The sequence below is a fragment of the Acidithrix sp. C25 genome (assembly GCF_904848545.2).
In genome coordinates this window covers 736,911-759,946 of the sequence record NZ_CAJHCI020000002.1, presented here as the reverse complement: position 1 = coordinate 759,946, position 23,036 = coordinate 736,911, and the positions used below count along the sequence as shown (strand labels likewise).

19 protein-coding genes and 1 pseudogene are annotated in these 23,036 nt (G+C 47.4%); 11 read left to right on the top strand and 9 right to left on the bottom strand.

What is annotated here, in order from left to right; translation table 11 throughout:
- The first annotated feature begins 60 nt into the window (after positions 1-60).
- From ACIDITHRIX25_RS96410 to ACIDITHRIX25_RS96395, 4 genes and pseudogenes are all read left to right on the top strand, one after another.
- A complete protein-coding gene (locus tag ACIDITHRIX25_RS96410) occupies positions 61-1,470 on the top strand; it encodes a sigma 54-interacting transcriptional regulator (RefSeq protein WP_201733286.1) in 1,410 nt (469 codons plus the stop codon).
- Positions 1,467-3,467 (top strand): vWA domain-containing protein, encoded by a 2,001-nt coding sequence (locus tag ACIDITHRIX25_RS96405; RefSeq protein ID WP_052604612.1) that lies wholly within the window; start codon positions 1,467-1,469, stop codon positions 3,465-3,467. The genes ACIDITHRIX25_RS96410 and ACIDITHRIX25_RS96405 overlap by 4 nt, the downstream gene beginning before the upstream one ends.
- A 222-nt stretch (positions 3,468-3,689) precedes the next feature.
- A complete protein-coding gene (locus ACIDITHRIX25_RS96400; protein ID WP_283770431.1) occupies positions 3,690-3,959 on the top strand; it encodes a WhiB family transcriptional regulator in 270 nt (89 codons plus the stop codon).
- A gap of 1,432 nt (positions 3,960-5,391) precedes the next feature.
- Positions 5,392-6,644, top strand: a pseudogene (locus ACIDITHRIX25_RS96395) (aldehyde dehydrogenase family protein).
- Here the strand turns inward: ACIDITHRIX25_RS96395 and ACIDITHRIX25_RS96390 are convergent.
- Genes ACIDITHRIX25_RS96390 through ACIDITHRIX25_RS96380 form a run of 3 tightly spaced genes read right to left on the bottom strand, consistent with a single transcriptional unit; the run spans position 6,531 to position 7,468 of the window.
- The gene (locus tag ACIDITHRIX25_RS96390; RefSeq protein ID WP_160291723.1) at positions 6,531-6,974 is read right to left on the bottom strand and encodes an integrase core domain-containing protein; all 444 of its coding nucleotides are present in this window, start codon (positions 6,972-6,974) and stop codon (positions 6,531-6,533) included. The pseudogene ACIDITHRIX25_RS96395 and the gene ACIDITHRIX25_RS96390 overlap by 114 nt on opposite strands.
- 54 nt (positions 6,975-7,028) lie before the next feature.
- Positions 7,029-7,301: a hypothetical protein gene (locus ACIDITHRIX25_RS96385; protein WP_052604141.1), complete on the bottom strand. Its 273-nt coding sequence runs from the start codon at positions 7,299-7,301 to the stop codon at positions 7,029-7,031.
- Entirely contained in the window at positions 7,298-7,468 is a 171-nt protein-coding gene (locus ACIDITHRIX25_RS96380) for a helix-turn-helix domain-containing protein (protein WP_502756221.1), read from the bottom strand. The genes ACIDITHRIX25_RS96385 and ACIDITHRIX25_RS96380 overlap by 4 nt, the downstream gene beginning before the upstream one ends.
- 2 nt (positions 7,469-7,470) lie before the next feature.
- On the opposite strand from ACIDITHRIX25_RS96380, the gene ACIDITHRIX25_RS96375 reads away from it, so the two are divergent.
- Positions 7,471-8,292 (top strand): Druantia anti-phage system protein DruA, encoded by an 822-nt coding sequence (locus ACIDITHRIX25_RS96375; RefSeq protein ID WP_201733284.1) that lies wholly within the window; start codon positions 7,471-7,473, stop codon positions 8,290-8,292.
- Positions 8,293-8,378: 86 nt separating this feature from the next.
- Here ACIDITHRIX25_RS96375 and ACIDITHRIX25_RS96370 read toward each other — a convergent pair whose 3' ends face one another.
- Both ACIDITHRIX25_RS96370 and ACIDITHRIX25_RS96365 read right to left on the bottom strand, forming a co-directional pair.
- On the bottom strand, positions 8,379-9,224 hold the full coding sequence (locus ACIDITHRIX25_RS96370; RefSeq protein WP_201733283.1) for a hypothetical protein: 846 nt from the start codon (positions 9,222-9,224) through the stop codon (positions 8,379-8,381).
- Positions 9,225-9,230: 6 nt separating this feature from the next.
- Positions 9,231-9,473: a WhiB family transcriptional regulator gene (locus tag ACIDITHRIX25_RS96365; RefSeq protein WP_052606835.1), complete on the bottom strand. Its 243-nt coding sequence runs from the start codon at positions 9,471-9,473 to the stop codon at positions 9,231-9,233.
- A 1,614-nt stretch (positions 9,474-11,087) separates the two neighbouring features.
- Here ACIDITHRIX25_RS96365 and ACIDITHRIX25_RS96360 point away from each other — a divergent pair.
- Positions 11,088-11,354 (top strand): hypothetical protein, encoded by a 267-nt coding sequence (locus ACIDITHRIX25_RS96360; protein WP_052606831.1) that lies wholly within the window; start codon positions 11,088-11,090, stop codon positions 11,352-11,354.
- A 20-nt stretch (positions 11,355-11,374) separates the two neighbouring features.
- Here ACIDITHRIX25_RS96360 and ACIDITHRIX25_RS96355 read toward each other — a convergent pair whose 3' ends face one another.
- The 3 genes from ACIDITHRIX25_RS96355 to ACIDITHRIX25_RS96345 all read right to left on the bottom strand — a co-directional run bounded on the left by ACIDITHRIX25_RS96355 (position 11,375) and on the right by ACIDITHRIX25_RS96345 (position 15,336).
- Positions 11,375-12,712, bottom strand: coding sequence for a hypothetical protein (locus ACIDITHRIX25_RS96355; protein ID WP_201733282.1), 1,338 nt, complete (start codon positions 12,710-12,712; stop codon positions 11,375-11,377).
- A gap of 70 nt (positions 12,713-12,782) precedes the next feature.
- Positions 12,783-13,955 carry a zinc-dependent metalloprotease gene (locus tag ACIDITHRIX25_RS96350; RefSeq protein ID WP_082058816.1) on the bottom strand — a complete coding sequence of 391 codons (1,173 nt, stop codon included), beginning with the start codon at positions 13,953-13,955 and terminating at the stop codon, positions 12,783-12,785.
- A 181-nt stretch (positions 13,956-14,136) separates the two neighbouring features.
- Positions 14,137-15,336: a PDZ domain-containing protein gene (locus ACIDITHRIX25_RS96345; protein WP_201733281.1), complete on the bottom strand. Its 1,200-nt coding sequence runs from the start codon at positions 15,334-15,336 to the stop codon at positions 14,137-14,139.
- Between the two features lie 180 nt (positions 15,337-15,516).
- Between ACIDITHRIX25_RS96345 and ACIDITHRIX25_RS96340 the strand changes: the two genes are divergently transcribed.
- The 3 genes from ACIDITHRIX25_RS96340 to ACIDITHRIX25_RS96330 are packed head-to-tail and all read left to right on the top strand — an operon-like array spanning position 15,517 to position 17,179.
- Complete coding sequence (locus tag ACIDITHRIX25_RS96340; protein ID WP_052606827.1) at positions 15,517-16,008, top strand: molybdopterin synthase catalytic subunit; 492 nt, start codon at positions 15,517-15,519, stop codon at positions 16,006-16,008.
- 6 nt (positions 16,009-16,014) lie between these two features.
- On the top strand, positions 16,015-16,209 hold the full coding sequence (locus ACIDITHRIX25_RS96335; protein ID WP_152626143.1) for a hypothetical protein: 195 nt from the start codon (positions 16,015-16,017) through the stop codon (positions 16,207-16,209).
- Positions 16,187-17,179 carry a rod shape-determining protein gene (locus tag ACIDITHRIX25_RS96330; protein WP_201733280.1) on the top strand — a complete coding sequence of 331 codons (993 nt, stop codon included), beginning with the start codon at positions 16,187-16,189 and terminating at the stop codon, positions 17,177-17,179. Before ACIDITHRIX25_RS96335 ends, ACIDITHRIX25_RS96330 begins: the two co-directional genes overlap by 23 nt.
- Before the next feature lie 187 nt (positions 17,180-17,366).
- Here ACIDITHRIX25_RS96330 and ACIDITHRIX25_RS96325 read toward each other — a convergent pair whose 3' ends face one another.
- A complete protein-coding gene (locus tag ACIDITHRIX25_RS96325) occupies positions 17,367-18,020 on the bottom strand; it encodes a HEAT repeat domain-containing protein (RefSeq protein ID WP_052606825.1) in 654 nt (217 codons plus the stop codon).
- Positions 18,021-18,729: 709 nt separating this feature from the next.
- On the opposite strand from ACIDITHRIX25_RS96325, the gene ACIDITHRIX25_RS96320 reads away from it, so the two are divergent.
- Both ACIDITHRIX25_RS96320 and ACIDITHRIX25_RS96315 read left to right on the top strand, forming a co-directional pair.
- A complete protein-coding gene (locus tag ACIDITHRIX25_RS96320; protein ID WP_201733279.1) occupies positions 18,730-19,734 on the top strand; it encodes a S16 family serine protease in 1,005 nt (334 codons plus the stop codon).
- Positions 19,735-20,260: 526 nt separating this feature from the next.
- On the top strand, positions 20,261-23,035 hold the full coding sequence (locus ACIDITHRIX25_RS96315) for a DivIVA domain-containing protein (RefSeq protein ID WP_201733278.1): 2,775 nt from the start codon (positions 20,261-20,263) through the stop codon (positions 23,033-23,035).
- Position 23,036: the final 1 nt, after the last annotated feature.

Genomic DNA, 23,036 nt, shown 5'->3' with positions numbered 1-23,036 from the left:
GGAGCCTAAATGACCTCGATCGCCCTACATAGCTCCCATGGTTGGCCTATCGTTGTATGAATGGAACATGTAAAGATAAAGACGCTTGGTGAATTGAATAAATCCGGATGGACCTCTATGCCTATCGCTGCTGAAATGCGCAAGAATGCTATTGAGGCGATTCGTAGCGGCAGAGGACTTTTCGACGGGATCCACGGGTATGAAAATACGGTGATGCCCCAATTAGAGACGGCGATTTTAGCTGGCCATGATGTGATCTTGCTAGGGGAGCGAGGCCAGGGTAAGAGCCGGATTATTCGAAGTTTGGTCTCGCTTTTGGATGAATGGCTGCCGATTGTGGAAGGTTCTGAGATAAATGATGATCCCACCAATCCAGTCTCAGTCTATGCGAAGGAATTGATAGCGAAAAACGGCGACGAGACACCCATAGCATGGGTCCATAGAAGTGCGAGATTTGGCGAGAAATTGGCGACGCCAGATACTTCTATGGCCGATCTGATAGGCGATGTTGATCCGATCAAGGTCGCTGAAGGTCGGTACCTCTCAGATGAGTTGACGATGCACTTCGGACTGGTCCCGAGGACAAATCGTGGTATTTTTGCCATCAATGAATTGCCGGACCTTTCCGAGAGGATTCAAGTCGGTCTTCTTTCGATTCTTGAGGAACGTGACATTCAGATCAGGGGATATCGAATTTCGCTTCCGCTCGATATCTTTCTGATCGCATCGGCTAATCCGGAGGACTACACCAACCGTGGTCGTTTGATTACTCCGCTAAAGGATAGATTTGGCTCTCAAATTCGAACTCATTATCCACTTTCTTCGGCTATTGAACTGGAGATAGTCGACCAGGAGGCTCTTTTTTATGATGATGAGGATTCGAATATATATTTCCCCCAACATCTAAGAGGGGTAGTCGCGTTGGTCTCTGAGTTGGCCAGGAGGGCTCCAAATATAAACCAGAAGTCGGGAGTGTCGGTACGAGCTACAGTGGCAAACTATGAAGCTCTTTCTGCAGCGGCCTTGCGACGTACGTTGATATCCGATTCACCCGACGCGGTGGTACGACCTTGTGATTTTTGGGTCCTTGCTTCGTCTATGTCTGGAAAGATTGAACTTGACACGGTTGATGACACCGACGAAGTCATGGTCATCTCCAAGCTCGTGGATCGCGCAAATCTTGAAGTGTTTCGCTCATTAGTGACCTTGGATGAACTGCGACCATTGGTAGCGACCTTTGACGAAGGTTTTGAGGTAACGGTTGGAGAAGATGGCAGTGATGAACATCTCGCAAAGGCTCTGGAGAGTTCGCCTGAAACCCAACTGGTGATCGACCGAATCGAGCCTAGTGCATTACCGCAGGCTAAGTTGGGTGCCCTTGAATTCGTCTTGGAGGGGTTGCACCTTGCTAAGCGATTGAATAAGTACGAGGGCGATGCTGGCTCGATTTATGCAAAGCGAACAAGATGAGACGCCCCGGCAGTTGGAGTTCCGTTCGTTATGGAAGATGGGATGGGACTCAAGAGATCGAGGTAGATGTATCTGAGATTTTCGACGAGATTGCCGACGCACTGCTCTATCACGGCGATCCCATGTCTGCCCTGCGGGAGCTAATGAATCGCGGAATGAGAACTAAAGATGGTGGTGATATCCTCGGGCTGAAAGAGGTTCTTGAGCGACTCAAACAGAGGCGCTCTGAGCTCTTTGGTAAGTACGACCCATCGGGCAAGGCTAGCGAGATTGACAATGCAATTAGATCGATCCTAGAAAGTGAACGTCGGGCGCTTGAGGAGTATCTAGAGGCAGCTTCCAACTCCAAGGACGCTCCTCGGATCGCACAGGCAGAAGAACTTTATCTGAACGATCAATTGACGCTTGATTCCCTTGGACCTTCGATTGCTTCGAAGATTCAGTCGCTTGGAAACTATGACTTTCTCTCTCCGACTGCGAAGAGAGACTTTGATGATTTGCGAGAATCTCTCGAAAGAGAGTTTGTCGAAGGCTTCTTTGAGTCTGCTAAAAATTCATTGTCGACTATGACGCCAGAGGATTTAGAGAACTTCCGAGAGATGATCGGCGCCCTCAACTCCCTTATAGAGGCTCATAATGCAAACGAGGATACATCCGAAGCTTTTGAGGCGTTTATGGATAGGTATGGTGGATCTTTTCCGCCTGGCATCGCTAACACTCAAGAGTTACTCGACCACCTTCTCACGCAGATGGCGGCCGCCTCGCTCGCCTTTGGAGCTATGAGCCAAGAACAGCAAATGGAATTGGCTAATCTTGCTCAGAATGTCAATGGTGATCTCGATCTCTCCTGGGCTATCTCTCAGCTGATGCGATCTTTGTCCCCAATGATGGACTCGATGCGCTTTGATCCAAGGTCCTTTCGGGGGAGCGATCCTATGTCTATTGGCCAAGCCGGCCAAGTATTGGATGAACTTTCCCAACTCGATTCCATCGAGAGTTATCTCCGAAGTATTGGAACTCCTGGTGATCTATCTCGGTTGGATTTCGATCAAATCTCTGAATTGTTGGGCGAAAAAGAGGCCTCCTCGCTTCGGCGACTTTCGGAACTTACGAAGCAGCTAGAGGATGCTGGTTTGATTGGAATGAGCGACGAGAGGTTGACCCTAAGTGCCGGCGGACTCAGAGCGATTGGGCAAAAGATGCTTCAGGAAGTTTTTGATGATTTGGATGCATCGCGCTTGGGTGGTCATGATTTGAAGAGGCGTGGGGTAGGCGTTGACAAGGACTTCGAGACAAAGCCATATGAGTTTGGCGATCCGCTAAACCTCTCCTTAGGAAAGACCTTAGCCAATACTATCGTTCGCCAGAGAGGCGGACTTCCACTCAAAGTAGAGGTCGAGGACTTTGAAATTGAGACCACTGAAGCGATGGTTAGCGCATCGACTGTGCTGTGTCTGGACCTCTCGCTGTCAATGCCGCTACGGGATAACTTTTTAGCCGCAAAGAAGGTCGCAGTTGCTCTGTCGACCCTGATATCTACGGCTTACCCCAAAGACTACCTTGCCATAGTGGGTTTTTCTGAGGTGGCACACGTCATAAAGCCGATGGATTTGCCTAGCGTTTCATGGGATTATGTATATGGAACCAATATGGAGGATGCTTTGCGCCAATCACGAACGCTTCTTAGAAGGCGTTCTGGACGCAAGCAGATCATCCTTGTAACCGACGGGGAACCAACGGCGCATATCTTAGAAAATGGCGAGCCATTTTTTAGCTACCCTCCGGCCCGGGAGACAATATTGGCGACTCTTTCGGAAGTGAATAGATGCACAAAGGCCGGTATAACAATCAACTCCTTTGTGTTGGATGCAACCGACTATCTCGTGGACTTTATGAACCAGGTTGCCAAGATCAATCGGGGCAAGGTCTTCTATAGTGATCCATCGGATTTGGGGAAATATGTTCTTGTCGATTTTATGGCTCAGCGGACTTCGTAACCTTAATTAAATTTCGAGATAAGAGAGTTTTATTCCCGTTTTTCGGGACAAAAGTGCTTACTTTGGGAAATAGAAAAATTTAGTTTGGAATTGAACGATTTTTTAGATGCGATAGCTAAGCTCACTCATAGTCGCAGTTCAAGGTCAAGTATTTGATATTCGACGCTAGATGCTTCGTCTGTTGCATTTTAAGTTTGAGCCTTTGGGGGAAGGAGGGGTGGTGTGACCATTGTTGGCTACGAGCTCTCTTTAGGTAAAGAAAAATGGCAGGAGTTTGCCCGCTGCAAGGGTTGGGATCCAGAGATTTTTTATCCAGATCGCGGGGTTCCATCGGCTTCTGCTAAGGCTGTTTGTAATGAATGTCCGGTTCAAGGGGATTGCTTAGAGTATGCCTTGAATCAAGATGAACGTTTCGGGATTTGGGGCGGACTCTCTGAGAGGGAACGGCGAAAGCTTCATCGACAACGAGTAATGATGCGGGCACGAAATTAGCTAAAATGCTTGACGAGTTGACGGACCTAGCGGTCGTCAACTCGTCCTTTATTAAGATTTTTGGTACCGACACACCGAGGCGCAATCTCCGGCAAATCTGCTCATAGAAGGTCGCCGACTAGTCGTGTACCACGGTAATTTCTAGACGAGCTAACTCCGACTCTAGCTACTCAATGAGCGATCTTGCAAAGCCTAGATTTGTGGTCCAAGTAGGACCCATTGGTTCATGAGTGCCGTCATGACTCTAGTCGAGTTTAGGCATTCCTAATTTATGCGGCACCTACGAAGAAGTCTTCAAAGAGCTTGTCAAAAAAGACGACATGTTGCGTAAAGCCACTAAGTGTGGCGAGATGCTATGTTTGGATAATGAATGAGTGGAAAGCAAGGACTTCTTCAACGAGTAATGATGCGGGCACGAAATTAGCTAAAATGCTTGACGAGTTGACGGACCTAGCGGTCGTCAACTCGTCCTTTATTAAGATTTTTGGTACCGACACACCGAGGCGCAATCTCCGGCAAATCTGCTCATAGAAGGTCGCCGACTAGTCGTGTACCACGGTAATTTCTAGACGAGCTAACTCCGACTCTAGCTACTCAATGAGCGATCTTGCAAAGCCTAGATTTGTGGTCCAAGTAGGACCCATTGGTTCATGAGTGCCGTCATGACTCTAGTCGAGTTTAGGCATTCCTAATTTATGCGGCACCTACGAAGAAGTCTTCAAAGAGCTTGTCAAAAAAGACGACATGTTGCGTAAAGCCACTAAGTGTGGCGAGATGCTATGTTTGGATAATGAATGAGTGGAAAGCAAGGACTTCTTCAATGTTCCATTAACGGCCACCTTAGGTGCTATACGTCAAGCAAGCACATCCCTACGATCAATGACCATCAAGAACGCTCGATCACGACCTTGGGGTGGGTATTTCTTCTTTGCCATAAGGGCCACCTTGTGGCTTTAAAGATCGATAAGGTTCCAGTATTTTCTATACGTCGCTCTGGGCTGGCTTTCAATGGCATAGGACACTTTGTTTCGCTTAGGTAGTTAGGCCAGCCGAAACGGAAATCTTTCGATTTGTGACTATGGGAAGGTTCCATCCTCGGCAAATAGGTCGATCGTCTAATGGCTGGGCAATGCTAAAGCTGGTGGTTTGACTGAGCTCGACTGATGGACAATTGAAGATTCAAGATAAGCAAAATAGCACGGCTCACAGATACAGAGCAATCTTAGGCTTGGTCGTACGTGGATGATTCGTGCGAGGGTGGACTCCTCCTCTTGATTGTCGGCCCTTGGCTTCTTTTTCGTGAGGTCCGGACTCTTGACATGGAACGCAACTCTCATGCAACGTTTGAGGCTTAGCATCATGATGCATTTTCGATAAGAACTATGCACTAAATATTTCTCATATTGAGATTTGTCAGTCACAAGGGGGAGCCGTGGCAGTTTTTGAAGCACCAGGCAGTTCTGGAAGTATTACTAAGTTCAACGATCGTTACGATAATTTCATTGGAGGGGAGTGGGTTGCACCAGTAAAGGGAGGATACTTTGAGAACATCTCACCCGTCAATGGAGAAGTATTTTGCGAGGTTGCGAGAGGAACTGCCGAGGACATCGAGCTGGCTCTCGATGCGGCACATGCGGCGGCTGGGAAATGGGGCAAGACATCGGTTGCCGAGCGAGCAAATATTCTCAACTAGATCGCTGATCGAATTGAAGCGAATTTACAGGAACTTGCAGTCATCGAAACGTGGGACAACGGTAAAGCGGTTAGAGAAACATTGGCTGCTGACCTTCCGTTGGCAGTTGATCACTTTCGATACTTCGCAGGTGCCATTCGTGCCCAAGAGGGCGGCATCTCTGAGATTGATGAATCGACGATCGCTTACCATTTTCACGAACCATTTGGTGTGGTGGGGCAGATGATTCCCTGGAATTTCCCCATACTCATGGCAGTATGGAAATTGGCACCAGCCTTGGCAGCCGGCAACTGTGTGGTTCTCAAGCCCGCTGAGCAGACTCCAACTTCAATCCTGAAGGTAATCGAATTTATCGCTGATCTTTTGCCCGCAGGCGTTCTCAATGTCGTGAACGGTTTTGGTGTCGAGGCCGGTAAGCCGCTGGCTTCGAGTTCTCGGATTCGCAAGATTGCGTTTACGGGGGAGACGACTACTGGGCGTCTGATCATGCAGTACGCTAGCCAAAATATAATTCCTGTTACTTTGGAGTTAGGCGGGAAGAGTCCAAATATATTCTTTGGCGATATCGCAAATGAGAGGGACGCCTTTTACTCGAAGGCGCTAGAGGGATTTACAATGTTCGCATTGAACCAAGGTGAAGTTTGCACCTGCCCTTCTCGAGCACTGATTCAACGGTCGATGTACGATGAATTTATGGTCGATGCAATTGCGCGCACTAAAGCTATCAAGCTTGGGAATCCATTAGACGCAGAGACCATGATGGGTGCTCAAGCGAGCAATGACCAATTAGAGAAAATCTTTCCTATATTGAGATTGGCAAAGCTGAAGGCGCTAAGATCCTCACCGGTGGGTCTAGGGCTGAGCTTGAAGGCTCGCTGTCAAAGGGTTATTACGTGACCCCAACCGTCTTTGAAGGCAACAATTCGATGCGTATCTTCCAGGAAGAGATTTTTGGCCCGAAGATAGGGCGACTCATTCGCAAATGCTTCTAGGGGAGTCTCGCCAAGGCCATTATGTACTCTCGTATCAGTTTGTCGACACCAAGAAAGAGCCTGTTCATTCAAGTCGGCTAAGTTGGTAAAAGTACGTGCTGGCCAAAAGTTATCCTTGGCGTATCGTATTCCTCGTTCTACTTTGCCCTTTGTCTGGGGTCTTCTCACTGGAGCTAACTTGATTGATATACCTAAATATTTAGCCAAGTCGCTCGTGTGACTATTTAGGTCCCATCCTTGAGTGGTTGAGCCACCAAGGACAACTGTTTTCATGTGATCGGTAAGAAATGCATCGGTTATGCCACCAAAGTAATAAAGAGCATTGATCAAACAGGTAGAAAAGCCATAGATGTCAGCTGTTAGGGCAAACTCTAGATAGACCCTTTAGCTGTAACCCATTGTCACCATAAGTCCAGCGATGTTTCTCCTTGTTCCTCGGTGATCGTCATAACCAAAGAGTCCCCAATCAAGTTGAATCTGAGCTCCCGGTTTGCTTTCATAGCGAATGGTCGCCTTGGCGTGAGGTCGAATATTTGGTTTGATAGATTTTACGTAATTACGGATCGTCGTTTCTTTAGAGCTATAGCCCAAAGGTTCTATTCGAGAGAGTATCGCTGGAGCACTGATCAATCCGTCTTTGACAAAACCATCAATCATCTCCTTATAGAGGACCTAAGTTTTGATCCCCAAGGGGCTCTAGGTGGTTTAGTTTCGCACATTGCTCCATCACGAACGTACTTGCGTACAGTATTCCTAGATACACCGGCAAGTTTAGATATTTCGTGATAGCTGTGTCCTTGTGATCTTAATTCAATTAAATTCATTAATGTCCTGCCCTTCAGCATTTGATGACTCCTCCGTGGTTTTGAATGTTCCACAGACAAGTCTTACTGGAGGGTGGGTCAATTTAATGTTGCTGGCAACAAAGAAGGACATGTCGGCGCGCGTTGCATTGTTGCGTATGGACAGAGACAGACTCATCACCTTGCCCAAGCCACTGCATGGCAACGGCAACGGACTCATCACCCGCTACGCAAAGCCAATCGCTGAGCTACCCTTTGCCTATCCTGAATCGCTCGACGATCTCTGTCCAATCAAGTTCGCCATAGCAAATACCAAAGCCCAAAAGCAGCGCTGGCGAAACCTCATTGCAAGCTACCACTACCTCGGCTACACCACCTTTGCCGGTGCTGAGGGGCGCTATCTCATCGAGAGCTCCTCTGGAACTATCGGTGCGATCGGCTTCGCTGCCTCGCCATGGAGCTGCGCACCACGCGATAACTATATCGGCTGGGACAAAGCGACCCGCGAAGCACGGCTGCACCTTGTGGTTGGCAACGCGAGGTTTCTCATTCTTCCTCAGGTACGTGTTGTGAACCTCGCCTCATACATCCTCTCCCGTGTCGCTCGCCGCCTCCCTGGCGACTGGCAACTCGCCTACGGGTACCAACCTGTACTCTTGGAGACCTTCGTGGAGTCTGCCCGGTTCACCGAAGCGAGCTACAAGGCGGCGAACTGGATCCGTGTCGGGCAAACCAAAGGTCGGGGCAAACTTGATCGCTACAACCAATACGCTCTCTCTGTCAAGGAAGTCTATCTCTACCCGCTGCACCGTAACTATCGGAGCATCCTTGCTTCACCTGAGTGAAAACGCAACAGGATATCAGATTGGCCCGGGAGGTCACTCTCTAACGGGTTGGCCGAATGTTTGCGATTTTTGATCATCTGAAAGCTTTATTGGATAAGCCCTTGTCGCTGGAGGGCTGCCTCGATGGTTTTATCTTTTGAGAGACCGAACGGACGTAGATCTTCATCCGTCATTGATGATAGATTTATGCTTGGCACTAGTCCAACAAGTTCCGATGAGCTAATTTTTGTCAATTTGGCGACGGCGCGATAGAATTCGATTGGTCCAAAATCGAGTGGCTCGATCAAATTGGCTGATATTTGAGTGGATCCTCCAACTTCCAGGGCAAGAGTACGAACATATTTGGATCGAAGCTGGGCGGCAATCGATTTTGCGCTTTCTAAAGTCTCTTCAACTATGAGATTGTAGGCTACAAGCAGTCCTCTCTCACCAACTGCCACTGCCCCAGATCGCTGAACCTTTGAGAGGTCACCTATGTCGGGTGCTTGTCCGGCGTTGAAGTCGGATCGTAGTCGAGGAAGCGTTCGGCCTGTTCCATACAGATATGATGGCACCGAAAGCTCTTCCCACAACCAAGTTGCAAAGAGGTCTCGAGCTTGTCTTGCATCGTCCTCCGTGCATTTTGATATCCCAAGGTCCAGATTCAACCAGACGAACGGTACTACATCTAGACTGCCAATTCGCGGATGTACGCCGTGATGACTTGCAATATCTATCTTTTCGATTGTTTTAATTGCTAGAGACCTAAGGTCGTCGCGAAGTGTTCTACCATAAAGGCTAAATACTGATCGATTGTGATAAGGATCGGAGTGGAGATCTAAAAGGGACGTACCACCAGCGACGGCTATCTCATCAATTACGTTTTGTCGCTGACCTTCGGAGACGTTTGCAACAACCTCTAAGCCGAAAAAGCTAGACGAATCAATCGACACGATAACTTATAGATCTCGAAGTGACTGTTTAGAGCGTAGATGGACTCTTCTTTGTCTGGCGATTCTACGACGAGATCTTTCTGATTCTCCGCCCCAAACTCCGTGGTCTACATGATTTTCAATTGCGTAGTCCAGGCAAATGTCTAACACTGGGCATCCTTCGCAAATGCGCTTTGCGACTTCAACTCCTGCGCCATCTGTTGGAAAAAATAGGTCTGGTGGCAGATTTCTGCAATTGCCATTTCCCATCCAAGAGGTATCCCTCAAGCCGCTCACCCCACCTCTTTGCCTAGTGTTCTTTGTCGAACTCATCATGGCGTGAAAGCCATGATAGTAGGATCATTTTAAGTATCGGATCACCTCTAGTTAAAATAAATAATGCTAAGAAGCACCAAAGTATTCCTTTTTGATTATATGATACGATTATATGATTTTAAGTCTTGTAAATTATCCCCGTTAGCAACCCCTGTGTAATTTTTAGATCGATTTGTTTATTTGGCTTGTTCTTCTAACTCTAAGATTACTGCTAAACCAGATCATTCTGAGGGTAATTCCGCTACATTTAGTGATCGTATCGCTATTCCCTTGTGGTTTTAGGATCTAGGATGCTAACTCTTTTTGAATGGTCCAAATCTTGATTGGACCGCACGTTTGTTGTTTTTCTTCAAATCTTGCTCGACAAGCGTGAAGTTCGCCAGATGCTAGTTCGCAGTTTTCTGGTACGCCCGCATATAAACGTTTATTATGCCTGTGGCTATTGCTCTTGGTTGCTCGATCATTGACTTGGAGTTAGTGCTTTTATGGTTGCGTCACGGCTATGCCTCCCTTGCCACGAGATGGGGCGTCTCTGAGATTTTGGAGCCCAAAGAGAGTTGCTATTCTTGTAATATCTAGCCTCTATTGCTAAGGCATCAGGGCTAATAACATCTTGTTCTTTTTTAACCACTTATGTTTGAATCTAAAAGGCGTGAATTTTGGTGGCATTATTCCTTTTCTGATTTTGAGTAGTTGATCATAAACTCAATGGCAGGAAATATTGTCTCTAAAAACGGGGCCACCTCGTCAAGCTAACTGGGGCCAATTTACTGCTGAGCTTCCACTCCAGGATGTAAAGGACTCTTCAGCCTCGTGGCGTCATGGCAATTTTCATTCAAAAATAGATACTCCAATTGCCAATGTTGGCAGCTATCGGCTATGCAAATAGCGAAGCCTTTAGATCAACGCAACGCGCGGAGCAAACAACCACAGGATAAGGTCCTGCTAAGATTTTGCAACTTGGTCCTTGTGGGCCTCGACCAAGTTGGCCAAAAAAGACTTCCTTGGTCAATCTTCATACCAAGAATGACCGAGGTTAGCAATGCAACAATGCTAGTCATTTACCTGCCCAGTGGTGGAAACCCAGTGGGCAGAAGCATCTAAGCCCTAAGGAATATGCCTGGGATCCTTGACTCGTTGGATCCAATGCTAAAGGACAATCTGTTTCCATGGGCACTCCACATAAAGACCAAACGTAGCCCTTGTCGGCTTATTTCTGGGATCGATGCCTGGCACCTCTTGGGGTAATAACACCGGAGAGCAATAATGGTGGCGCTTTGATACTTCCGCGATCTGGCTTTTATTGCACTATTTCCTACTGTCTAGTCTTGCGGTGAACTGGGTGGTTGTCCATGGCTCAACTTCTGTGGCGTCCAATAGACGCTTAGTTCGGTCGAGATGAGAATCTCTTTGGTTTGGAACTGTGGGGCTGGACCTTTGTGAATGTGTTCAAGCTTGGCGTATTCTTGGGATCGTTGCGAGATTTCCGCCGTCGCGGCCTAGATTGTTATTTGAAGATTCCTAAGTGTTCAAGTCAGGTTGTCTATTATGTCGTATGTGGAAAATGAGATTGACTCTCCGCCTCTGGCGAGTGCTCGAATAGTTTATCTAGGTCCCGTTGCGCCGCACTGGGAGGTCTATCACACGGGTGGAGAGCGCAAGGTCGTTGATCTTTTCCGACAAAGAGTTTTGGCTAGATTGATGCTACTTCCGCCGCACGACCCCCAATTTAAGAGAAATCGTGAACGAATCGTCAAGGACTCTGAGATCGAGAGGGTTACTCTTGTCTGGGATCTCGGAACCGGTGACGATTAGTTCACAACTTGAAAAAGTGCTTAGAGCTTTTTGGTCAGAATCGCCATAATTTTGGATTTTTTGGCTGGCTGAGTTATTGTTATTTCTGCGGTGATTGGATCGGAGGCGATCTCGTTCTTCCTCCGACTTCCGCGTCGACCCTTTGAATGTGACGATGAATCTATATTGGCGTTGGTGCTAAAGAGGTCGTCGTCGCCTCTCGACCATGGGATCGGATGGGCCTGGTTCGACTCCTTGGCTACTCTTTTCGAATCTAACTCCATGGTATTCCCAAAGATATTATTTTTTGTTTCGAGGTCTTTGAAGAATCCTTCTTCGTTGCCACGCGATTCGTCTGAAGGATTTCCTGGACTTGCTGTTATCGGAGCTGATTTGGCTCTGTCTACCACTGAATGTTCGGCTGAGTTCGAAGGTGCTTTTCCTCGACCTACGCGTGAGGAGAAGCCGGTGATTTCGGAACTGTGAGGCGAGATTGCACTACTGACGCCGAAGGTAATGATTTGCCTTTGTTTGGGTGGTTGTACCGTATCGTTGGCATTATTCGTGCCTACTTTTAACTTTATCGAACTCGTGGGCATATGATCGTTGCCTAGCCCATCAGAATCGCTTTCTATAGAATTGCCGTCTTCCTCTGGATCCATTACTTCGAAGTATGATTTTCGAACGGACGTCTCAGGATTCGCAAATAGCGCCGTACGTCTTAGCGCATTGAATGCATCCGCGCTTATTCCAGGAGTTCGTTTACGACCTTCGTCGGTTCCTTTTGATGGGTAGGGATCTACGTAAGATCTTGCGCCCATGAAACGCCGCTCTGCTCCGCTCTTGCCGAAGGTACCTGCTTCTGAAGGCACTTCTCTTGCAAGAGGTTGCTCTTCAACCGGGTCAACTTTCGAAGACGCGTCCCCTTTGAAGACATATTCGGCTTCTTCGCCAGTGAATGGATTCTGGTAGTGAAAGTTGTACGATGGTTCGGGGTTGAATGGTATCTCTATGAATTCGTCGTCGTTGCTCGGGATATGATCGAGATCGATCGACTCTGATTTGATTCCCTCACTGACAAAGGTGTCAAGTTTGGGAATTACTTTTGGATCTGAAGGCTCTTCATCTTCGTTGAAGTATCCATAACCTTTCCCACTTTCCAATGGGTCTAAATTGGCGATCTTCAATAGAGCTGCTTCGAAACCCTCGTAATCATTTTTTAAAGATTGAGGATTCTCAATTGGTTCATCGAAGTCTTCGATAGCTTCCTTTGGGGATGCTTCGAAAGATGGATATTCGTATACTTGGTGAGATGAGAAGTAGTCGGCTAGAAACTCTTCATCTGGTGATTTTTCATTTGGCCACTCCATATCTCGCATATCGTCAAATAGTGATCTGGCCTTTACATGCAAATATTTGTTATTGACGTATCAAATATTTGCTGGAATATCAAAGCGTTTCGAGCCTCGCAAGCCAAAGTCCTGGTGCCTCGACCTCATTTGCGGTCGGAAATGCAATTGAGTCGTTCACGATCCTAGCGAGAGCTTCTTCGCCATTTCTCTCTAAAACTCCAAATATGAACTTATGTCCTAGTTCGTAAGTTCCCGCGTCAGCCCCGATGCCGAAGATTTTTTCGAATAGGTCCACACCCTGAGGACGATCAATTCTTTTCCGGCGAGTCGCCTCTGCCAAGGAATCGAAGGTGCCCAATAGGTGACGCGCCGCATTGGATGCGACATAATCTGCCAAACCAACTACTACAGCGATGACTGAACGGCTCTGTCTGATCAACCTTTCTTGCTCTTGGGAGAGTTCGATGTTCATGATTGCAGCTGGATTCGATGCTAGAGCCTCGATAGAGGAAGGGTCGCTGAGGTCCATCTCTCCGATCTGCTTTGACATCGTCTCTAATAGCTTCATTGAAGCACCAGTGTGAGCCTGGTTTATTGCGTAAAGCTTCTCTTTGATTGCTGGTTGTTTCATGATGGCGCCCATTGCAATTTGATTGAGCGATGTCCACATTGTCGCTTCGTCGATCTTTAGATTCCAGTCGGAAACAAAAGTATCCAGATTTTGAGTCAGAATAAAAATCTGGTTTCCGTCGATGGGCCATGTGACTTCGTAGCTAGCTAGGATTTCTTGCGAAAGATGGCCAAGCATAGATCCGACATTGACCCCGGTCATCATTGGCCCCATTAGGGTTGCCATTTGACCAAAAGGAAGTCCTGGTATCTCGATCTCTTGCATTGACTCGTCCTCAAAAGAGGCGGGTGTAGAGGTCTTTGACAGCTCTTCTGCTTGCGAGATGAGCTGTTGATAGCTTACCAAAACTTGTTGAACGTACTCAAGGCGTGAGACGCAGACGACACTTACATCATTGGTAAAGGCGATATCTGAGATTAAAGAGTTGGATGCCAATTCGCGCTTGGCGATTTCGAAGATGGATTCGGCTCGAATTCTTTGAACTGGATCTATGTTTGCATCCCCTCCGTCTTGGGAGGATAGAGAAATCGCGAACTGACCTGCGACTGTTGAAGCCAAGTTGTTTTGACCGCCAATCACCTTCATTAGGTCTTTAAGTACTGTTTCGAACGGGTTATTCCCGAACGGATTATTGGTCATCTCTTACCCCGTTACTTGGCCGAACTGTGATTTATTTTGGCCCTGAAAAGTTCTAGTAATTTGATTTAATCATTGCAGTTGATGCTGACAGTCTGCTTTGAAAGCTATGAGCTAAAGCTTAGAAGAAGAATCGCATCACAACGGTTGATAGTTGAAATTAACTGATTCGCGTCCTTTACATTTATGGATGTTTGCCGACTGTTATAGTTATCGTTTCACGCTTTGACCCCATATAGAGCCCTAGCTTAACTTTGGTTCCTGGAGTTGTTGACTCAAGGATGCCTTGGAGTTGCGGAAGCGACGTTATCGCTAAGCCATTCAAGGAAGTGATATATGACCCGATGGCAATGTGAGCTAGTTGTGCTGGGGAATTTGGTGCGATTGATGTGACTTTTACGGCAGAGCCAGAACTCTTTGGAGCTGGGTTATTGGTAGTTAGTCCAGAGACACCAATATAACCGTGACTTACTGCCTTGTGCTCTGCAACCATCGTCGTGATTCTTATCAATGAGGGCATTGGCGTGGCATAAATTATTACTTGGCGCTTTATTTTTTTAGTTGTTACGACTATCCCTACCGGATCGCCCTCTGGGTCGAGCACCAGCGATCCCAGGGTTACGTTCTGTGACTGAGTCGTAAGCTCGATGCTGTTGGGTATGTAGATCGATTTAGAGAGCGTTAATGGGGTTGACGTCGCTTTGACCTCGGCCGTAATTACCTTATTTTTGGCGCCCTTATGTTGAGGGGATATCAGCTCTTCGAGTGCTCCAACTGGCGGTAGATCTTTTGAGTATGGGGGAATGAAGTTGGGTGAGCTATTTGTCGACTGCAAAACTGCTGAATTGGTCAATGGATCAAGTGCGGTGACCGAGAGCATGGACCATTTGTTGCCCTTTCCTTTGACCAGAAGTTTTTCGTTGGTTTTGAGGGCTGCGGCAGATGTTACCAGGTAATGCGAGGAATTGACGAAAGTAGCAGCTTCCCAAAAACTTCCGCTGCTGGTCTTTATTGTTGTGACTGCTAAAGCTTCAATGGAAATTTTCTTAGAAAGTTCGCTTGGCAATACTACAGAACTGTAGGTGTTGGATGTCGGCTTTGGGACCTTGGGGGAGGCAGACGCCATTGAGGTTAGACCATATTGCGCTGAGGCTCCAAGAACTATCCCCACCAACAAAAGTACAATGACACTCGAAATTGGGAATCTATAAAGTCGATCTTTGAACCTACTCAGTTTTGATTGTCTTTTTGAAGTTAGATGCAGGAAGGAGATTTCGCTTGGATGCATCCAGATTCGATCGTCCGGGGGCAGAATCTCACCTCGGCCGAGTTCGTCGTCGCCGTCTTCCTCATTCCACTCCGGGTCATTTTCGTTGAATGCCATTTCAGGTAATAACGATAGCTGAGAGATGGCCGGAGATCAAAGCACCTAAGCACAAAAGTTGCTGTTGATGCCCAAAGTTTTCCTATTTTGACCATCTTTAACTCAGCGAAACTAAAGGTATGTACGTTAGGCTATAAAGGTAGGAATTCGCTAAGAAGCCAAGCGCGGAAAGAGTGATGATTGAACTCGTCAGATTTGATTGGCCCCGATGAATTTCAGGGCGAAACTATTTGGTTGAAGGTAGCGCGTAAGGCGCTTTCCTTTGACGATGTGATTTCGTTTTTGGGCGACGATCGCGCTGGCGGCGTCGTGCTTTTTTCCGGGAATGTTCGAAACCATTCAGAGGGACGTGATGGGGTTGACTCACTGGAGTACGAAGGATACGAAGAGCAGTTGGTACCTTCTTTTTTGAAGATTGCCAATGAGGCCATGTCGAGGTTTGAAGGCGTCCTAAAAGTCGCCATTCACCATCGCTTAGGTCTGTGTGCTTTAGGGGAATCCAGCGTTATTATTGGCGTGTCGAGCGAGCACCGAGAATCGGGATTTGTTGCTAGCAAATTTTGCATAGATACTTTGAAGCAGACTTCGCCGATTTGGAAGAAAGAACACTGGTCAAATGGTAGCGACTGGGCGCTTGGAGCGAATGTTGTTACGCAGTTCGAGGAGCTATAACTAAAGATGTCTAATTTACTGTATGTGCTTGTGCCAATAGCGGCAGTAGTCGTTATTGGGTTGCTTATTGCCTTAATTGAGCGAAAGCCAAAGAGTCCGACCTCGAGTATCGATAATTTTTCTGCGAGAATGGCGGTTATCTCCAATTTGAAGCCTACCGTTCAGGATCACAACGCCGATGAGAGGAAGCAGGCTGTCTAGGGCGGTCGCTCTCGATCTAGGAAGTTCGACTATTTCTTGGTGTGATACCTCTACGGACGAAGTCGTTTCAGAGCCCAATTTGATTATCTTTGATCAGAAAAAGGGCAAGATCGTTGAGATTGGTGAAGCTGCAGCTTCAATGCAGGGTCGGGTCGAGGGGAACCTCCGGGTCTCTCGACCGGTTAGAAATGGCCGAATTGAAGATGTCTCACTTGCGGAGCAGTATTTTAAGGCGATTTTACGGCGCGTGGGGCAACGCCACTTTTCAAAACCCACCATAGGCTTTTGTGCTCCGATCTTTATGACAGGTGCCGAAAAGCGCGTAATTGCCGCTGCTATGTCCAAGGCGGGTGCGAGCAATGTCATCTTTATAGATAGTCTTGTCTCTGCCGGTGTTGGCGCCAACTTGGAGATGCAGGGCCCCGTGGGCACAATGGTAGCCAGTGTCGGTGCGCAGACTACCTTTGCTGGCATCCTCTCTTTGGGCGATGTCGTGGAATGTAGATCGGAACTTGTAGGTGGCGATAGCATCTCTGAAGATATTGCCCAATTTCTTCGAAATCGCTACAACGTCACAATGTTAAGTACGGACATTGAAGAGTTAAAGGTGTCTCTGCTCGACGTGGCTGCTAACGGCAGTGCTCTGATCGCCAAGATCATTGGAAGAGATGTTGATTCGGGCGAGGAGATCACTGTCCAAATGGGCGGCGAGGAGCTAGTTGATGCTGTTGACTCTACTATCTCTGCAATTTGTGACGTAGTCTTGGCGACACTTAAGGAAGCTCCTGCTGAGATCGCTAAAGATTTAGCGCTAACGGGCATTGCTCTTGTCGGTGGGTCAAGTCAAATAAAAGGACTTGAGTCGAGATTGGAAGCGCTAGCTGGCGTTCCGGTACGTCATGCTTCGGTGGTCGAGCGGGCAGTAGTTATCGGAGCTGCGCGTATCCTAGGACAGGTTCCCTCTAAGTAATTTAGAGACCGACTTCGCTGTCTTGGGGCTGTGGCCTAAAGTTTCTTCAAATCGTAGTTCGGATTATTTTAAGTTACTGGCTCTCCCTTTGGTGGGGTTGACTGTCTAATGGCGGTAAATAGTCCTTTTTATGGGAGTGCCGATGCTTTACCTCAACGATTTGGAAAGAGAAAGACCCATCTTGTCTCTATTCAGCAATTGTGCCATCTTCGATTGCTAGTAGTTCTCTAGCAATAGTTGCAGTTTGCCAATCTCGGTCTTTGGAGAGCGTTCTTAGTCCCTGCGTAGCCCGTTCGGAGTCGTATCCGGCTAAAGCGATAGCCACTCGGCGACGAATTGGCGCCTTGTCGCTCATCGCCTGGAGAAATAGACTGAGAGACTCCTCGAGTGAGAAGTTTGCGAGCGCAGCGATAGCGGCTTCGCGACAGAGCGGGTCAGGGTGTTCGATTGCAATTTTTGAGATTATCTCAGCACAAGAAGGGTCACCGCGTTCTCCAAGTGCAAAGACGATTGCTTCAAGGACAATTAGATCTTTTTCTGCCTCTAGGCATTCCACTAGATTTACCCCAGGATGCCGGATCGCTTCGTTAGCTCCAAAAAGACGAACCTCAATAGCCGGATCGGCGAGGGCTCGAATAATGTCAATCTTGCTAATCCTATCCATGCGGACGAGTGCAGAGTAAGCCGCGGCGCGAATTCGACCATTTGAACTGTCAATGAGTCCTCTGGCGATCTTTTCATCGCATTGATATCCAGCCACTACCGCTTTAACCATATCCGACAATTCGGACTGATTCATGGGCTCGAGATGAGATAAAAGATCTTCTTTTTTGGAAGTCATTCAAAATCCTATATTGGGTCTACTGAGATCAAAGATCTTGTTTTAAAATCTGGCAAATTGAATCGACGACGTACCTAGGTTCGGTCACCTATGGGTTTTGGTTGATATCTGTGCTCTGATATTGGCAAATTTCAAGCGAAGCTCTAGGTCGATTATACCAAGGTGGCGGGTTGGGCGAGGATGGCCTTTTGTAACCCATGTTTTTTCTGGACCTCCAGTGTCATGTTACTTTTTTGAATTTCTCTTTGAGATGATATGTGTTCTCTTGAGCCGAACTAGCTTCTGATTACGTTTGTTCAAAATCGCCCCTGAACAAATTTGATTGTGAGCGGCTGAGGTTGATCTCAGGTCACTTTTTTGTTGATAGCTAGAAACTTTTAGGCTACAGTTCCTATTTTAGGCTACAGTGCCTAATTGTGACGGTCCGCAAAAGCTCAGAACGTCTAAAAAAGGGAATCACCCTTTACACATTGCCTTCTAGCGAAGCGCCTCAGCCCATGTGGAACTATTTGCCGCGTGGCTTGTGAATGAAAAGCACTGTGGCGATACAATTAACTTCGACGAGCCTCGGTTTTCAGTGCCAACCTTATATATTGCTTCAGCGGATTCACTTTTTTATCGACTAGCTTGACTTTGCATGTAGTTTTGCAACCGAGGTTATTTTACTTTGGTGAAAAAGGCTGTTTGGTTTGAACGTGGGTAGTGGGTCATGAAAAATCAATTACGTGTAGTTGGGGTCATCGCTCTAGTGCTTAGCGTTATTTTGGTTGTGGGATTTTTGCCAATTTCGAGTTATTCTTTCTCGCCTGGCAATGCGATTGCCGTTGCCAATCAGATTCACATTGCGGCAGAGCCCGATTTGAATAAGCAGGGAAAAGTCTTGATGACGGATGTAATCCTAACTCAGCTAACCCCTATAACTTGGCTATTTGATCACTTCGATTCAACGATAAGTATCTATCCTGCGGCTGATATCTTCGGAGCCTCGAATCCCTCCAACCTAGCTACCCAGCAACTAGGCCAGATGATCGATTCTAAGACGGCTGCTGTTGTCGCGGCACTTTCTTTCGCTCACATAAAGTACTCTACGATCCCTGGAGCATCGGTGGTAGCCACTACGCCTAAGACCACGCCATCAATATTGCCGGGGGATTTGATCGTTGGTGTAAATGGCCAGAAGGAGACCACTCTCTCAGGAGTGGTCTCGGCTATTGTGGCTTCCGGGAAGAAGGTTAAGCTCACCATGGTTAGGGCTTCAACCCAAGTTGGGAATCCAAATACCTTGACAGTCGTTGGGGTAAAATATAAAGCTTCGGGTCGACAGATCTTGGGGATTTCGCTTCAAGCAGGTGAAGCGGTGAAGCTCCAGCGACCGGTTACGATTTCAACAGGACAGATAGGTGGACCATCAGCAGGTCTCGCATTTACTTTAGGTGTGCTTCAGGCAATGGGAGTTTTGCATATAAAGGCCGGAGGCGTCATTGCTGCCACTGGAACGATTGACCCAACTGGTGCCGTCGGTGATGTAGGTGGAGTTCGGCAAAAGACCATTGCGGTGGCTAGGGCTGGCGCGAAGGTCTTTTTAGTTCCACCACAAGAAGTAGCTGCGGCAAAATCTGACCACATCGCTGGATTGAAGATCGTTCCGGTCGCGACGCTTACGCAAGCTCTACATTACTTATCGGTGGCCTCCTTGGCGACGGTTGCTCGCTGATCTTTGATCTATGACGATTATGTGATTCATATTTTCAGCGATCTTGGTCTTTGCTAGAAAATCTAGGTTCTGATTCTGATACAGCTTTGTGACAAGGACTGGCAATCACTTATCTTCTCAAGTAGTAATTTAAGTGATCGGGTTTATTTTTTTAGATTTATCAACGACAGGTAATCATACAGATCTAGATACCTTGAATCAAATGACAGCTGAGTGCGATTTTGATGGCAAGGACCCTTGGTGAATGGTAACGTCGCATCTATAGCTGGCAAGTGACTTCTTGTCCACATTTGGAACTGTTGAATTTAGCTTAGTTTTGGACAGTCTTGGACAGTCAGAGCTTTATTTGTCGAGCTGGATGGGCTAGACGGGCTACGACAAATTTCATTCCCACTCCCAAATACATATTGCTAGACCATGGCTCGGACTTCATTTGGCCTTGAGCTGATAGCCTGATGAATTTAGGGCGTAAATATCTAAAATTTTGCCCTATCTTTTTACTTTTGTGACTTAGGCTAAAGGCATTATGAGCGATTCCTCAAGTTTTAGTGGCCCAAAAGAACGTCTTTTACCAAATGAAGTCGTTTCCAAGTCGTTTGGGATTGCAAGGCGTGGCTTCAAGCCAGAAGAAGTTAATCGTTATCTCGCCCTTTTGGCGACTTACATTGCCGAACAGCATAAATTATTCGACGCTCTTTTGCTCGAAAAGAGAGATCTTGAAGATCGTTACAAAGTTGCAATGGCCAATCAGGGGGTTGCACCGAAGTTAGATATCTCCGCTGTTACGGCTGCTTTAGGCGAAGAGGCAGGCGAGATTCTTCGTTCTGCGACTGCAGCTGCGGAGTCGATAAAGGCTCGAGCTAATGCGTATGCTGAAGATCTAAGGAAGCGCGCTGAGGACGATATCTCAAAGAGTAATGATTCACATCGCGATGAGCTCGCTAAAAGGCTAAAAGAGCATGAGGCCACTATAGATAGATTGACTCGTGATGCAAACGTGAAGATTACTGCCGAGGTTCAACGAGCCGAGGAAACGGCTCGTGAGTTGGTTGCTGATGCTCAGAACGAAGCGGCGCAAATGATTGCAAAAGCAAAAGCTGTCCGTGGCGAGGTGTACGAAGAGATCCGAGGTAGAACTCAAGACGCGAAAACTGAGTTATTGGAACTTGAAGAGCACAAAGAGTTGGTGGTCTCACTATTGAGCCAAGCCGCGCTCTCTATCCAGTCGTTGACGTCGTTGATGAACGGAGAGACTAGCTCTATCAATGATCCCTATTTGGTTGCACGACCGGATCCCCAAGGACCAACTGTTCAACCAGAAGGGGTCCCAGTTGTCGCACCAAGCGAAACGAACGATTCTTCGGCAACTAATTGGCGTCGCACAACAGATCAAGCGCTTAGGGATAGTCTCTATACCATGGCAGGAGCCTCGAGTGATCCCGAAGGAGAGCCTTCTGGGGCTGAGAATGTCACTTTGAATTCCTCAACTATAAATGATTCAGATTTTGCTGATTTAGGGGCTCGGTCAGTCGATGGTGGCCGCAACGATGGTCGCGGGGCGCACTTTGTGGATCGCGAAGTTTCATCGGTTGAGATTGCGATCTCCGATCAAGATGAGATGCGGGCTAAATTGGGACAAGAGCGGTCGATCTCCGAACCCCGTGTTTCAGGTCCTTCTCGTGGACGAGCTTCGTCCGCAGGTTTTCAGTCTCCGCCAAGACGAAGAGTGGTGGATGAACAAGATACCACAGAGGCGCGAGATCGGGGATCCTACGATTTTGCAGATGACTTTGAAACTGAGATAGTGATTATCCGTGATTCGGTTAGAACCTCCGATTCTAGAAATAGGGGAAATGCTCGAGGTGATAGAGCACCTGGTTTGCAGAGTTTGTCAAATGAAGATGCCTTGTATCCATCGACTAGTTATGTAGATTCAAACTTGGATTTGGAGACAGCCGACCAAGAGCGATCAACTCTAGATGGCAAAAGATTTGAAGCCCAGGTGGTTCCTTTGCCGCAGAGCCTAGGAGTTCTGGGTCGATCTTTGGATGATGTTGATTCTGCTAATGCGACAGTCGCTAAAATAATCGAGCGCAGCACACTTGGTGAAATCGACGAACTTCAATCGAGTCAACGTGAAGGTTTTGATGGTGACTTAGCTAAAGATCGAGTGAGCGATAAATCAAAGAAGCGCGACCACACGACAGTGGAAGACATCTTTGCGCGCCTTTTGGTTGATGATCCCGAGGAGAGTTCAACATCTCGAGTTAGGGATGGGTCGCTTTCCAAGCCAGATCTCAACACCACTATCAATCGTATATCTGACCTTCAACGTCCACATTCGCTTGGGGACAGTGGGTCGTTGGGCGTGAAGCCAGCGCACATAGTGGAAGATGAAGGCAAGGTTGCCGGCGTTAAAGTCAAAGAGCCGCATCCTACTTTAGTGAGTGAAACCCCTCAGGGAACGAATGAACTCTTGGATGATATCTCCGACAAGGAGCTTAGTCAAGGGGATTCTAAAGATGCCCACAGTCGAATAGACGGATTTATTGCTGTTGACAGTGTCTTGGACGACAAAACCGAAGGGCTTCTCAGCGATCCCAAGATCCATCTTTCTGTAGTCTTTCATGAGCTTTACCGCGATGCCTTTGCACCGATTCAAACTCAGATTGCCCGGCGGATAAAGCGAGTGCTTCAAGACGACCAGAATGAGCTCTTGGACAAGTTGAGAACTTCATCTTTACGAACCGCGGAGGACCTTGTGGGCAAATTGGACCATTTGACCTCAAGGTACTTTGAGGTATTAGGATCTTTTGTGTTGCCAGTGATGAATGAGTCGCGCGATTTTTATTCGCTGATTGCTGAACGCTTGACCGGGGATCGAAATTCAATCGCCATTCTTACGGAGCCAAGCGATGAGATGTATGTTATCGCTCGGGACCTGTCACGTGAACTAGCTGAAGAACTAATTGGCAGAATTGAGAGAGTATTGGCTAAAAGTGATCTCGATGAGGACATGGCTCTAGCCTCGCAGTTTGGTGCAGCATTTCGAGAGCTGAAGATTGACTACGTAGAGGCGCTGACCTCTGATTTGGTTTCGATCTATGTAAGCACCTGGTTGCTGACTCATACGAATGTCTCAAAAGTTCGTTGGATTAAGTCCACTCGTCCCGGTTGTTCGGACTGTGAGGATAATGAATTGGAGGGACCAATAGACGTAGGAGCGAATTTCCCCACTGGAACAAATGCTCCACCAGCACATATTGGTTGTGAATGTCTATTAGTCCCGGAATTCGCCTAGG

Excerpts from the sequence above, each read along its gene's own strand:
- ACIDITHRIX25_RS96315 (WP_201733278.1), top strand. The coding sequence starts at position 20,261 with ATGAGCGATTCCTCAAGTTTTAGTGGCCCAAAAGAACGTCTTTTACCA.
- ACIDITHRIX25_RS96360 (WP_052606831.1), top strand. The coding sequence starts at position 11,088 with ATGTCGTATGTGGAAAATGAGATTGACTCTCCGCCTCTGGCGAGTGCT.
- ACIDITHRIX25_RS96330 (WP_201733280.1), top strand. The coding sequence starts at position 16,187 with ATGAGAGGAAGCAGGCTGTCTAGGGCGGTCGCTCTCGATCTAGGAAGT.
- ACIDITHRIX25_RS96325 (WP_052606825.1), bottom strand. The coding sequence starts at position 18,020 with ATGACTTCCAAAAAAGAAGATCTTTTATCTCATCTCGAGCCCATGAAT.
- ACIDITHRIX25_RS96410 (WP_201733286.1), top strand. The coding sequence starts at position 61 with ATGGAACATGTAAAGATAAAGACGCTTGGTGAATTGAATAAATCCGGA.
- ACIDITHRIX25_RS96320 (WP_201733279.1), top strand. The coding sequence starts at position 18,730 with ATGAAAAATCAATTACGTGTAGTTGGGGTCATCGCTCTAGTGCTTAGC.
- ACIDITHRIX25_RS96350 (WP_082058816.1), bottom strand. The coding sequence starts at position 13,955 with ATGACCAATAATCCGTTCGGGAATAACCCGTTCGAAACAGTACTTAAA.
- ACIDITHRIX25_RS96375 (WP_201733284.1), top strand. The coding sequence starts at position 7,471 with ATGTCCTGCCCTTCAGCATTTGATGACTCCTCCGTGGTTTTGAATGTT.
- ACIDITHRIX25_RS96355 (WP_201733282.1), bottom strand. The coding sequence starts at position 12,712 with ATGCGAGATATGGAGTGGCCAAATGAAAAATCACCAGATGAAGAGTTT.
- ACIDITHRIX25_RS96365 (WP_052606835.1), bottom strand. The coding sequence starts at position 9,473 with ATGGGAAATGGCAATTGCAGAAATCTGCCACCAGACCTATTTTTTCCA.
- ACIDITHRIX25_RS96385 (WP_052604141.1), bottom strand. The coding sequence starts at position 7,301 with ATGATTGATGGTTTTGTCAAAGACGGATTGATCAGTGCTCCAGCGATA.
- ACIDITHRIX25_RS96345 (WP_201733281.1), bottom strand. The coding sequence starts at position 15,336 with ATGGCATTCAACGAAAATGACCCGGAGTGGAATGAGGAAGACGGCGAC.
- ACIDITHRIX25_RS96380 (WP_502756221.1), bottom strand. The coding sequence starts at position 7,468 with ATGAATTTAATTGAATTAAGATCACAAGGACACAGCTATCACGAAATA.
- ACIDITHRIX25_RS96335 (WP_152626143.1), top strand. The coding sequence starts at position 16,015 with ATGTCTAATTTACTGTATGTGCTTGTGCCAATAGCGGCAGTAGTCGTT.
- ACIDITHRIX25_RS96405 (WP_052604612.1), top strand. The coding sequence starts at position 1,467 with ATGAGACGCCCCGGCAGTTGGAGTTCCGTTCGTTATGGAAGATGGGAT.